1 protein-coding gene is annotated in these 268 nt (G+C 70.1%); it reads right to left on the bottom strand.

The window, feature by feature from the left end; translation table 11 throughout:
• Positions 1-268, bottom strand: a 268-nt coding sequence (locus ACZ6JE_RS15250) for a phosphatase PAP2 family protein (protein WP_464319490.1), incomplete at both ends; no start/stop codon positions are given.

The raw sequence follows: 268 nt of genomic DNA, 5'->3' as shown, positions 1-268 counted from the left end.
CGAGCACGTCGCTGGCCCAGTGCACGCCCAGCATCACGCGGGTCACGCCGATCAGCAGGGTCATGAAAACCGCGATGCCGATCAGGAAGGCCCGCACGCGCAGCCCCTCCTGCCGCTGCGCCAGCAGCACGCCCACGGTCAGGTAGAACACGGCGGACATGCTCGCGTGCCCGCTCGGGAAGCTCAGGCCCTCCTGCACCAGGGCGGCGAAGGCGGGGTCAGGTCGTGCACGGCCGAAGCTCATCTTCAGCCCCGTGACTGCCAGCGC

This window comes from Frigoribacterium sp. AC759 (assembly GCF_979256015.1).
This window is presented reverse-complemented; position numbering and strand designations above follow the sequence as displayed.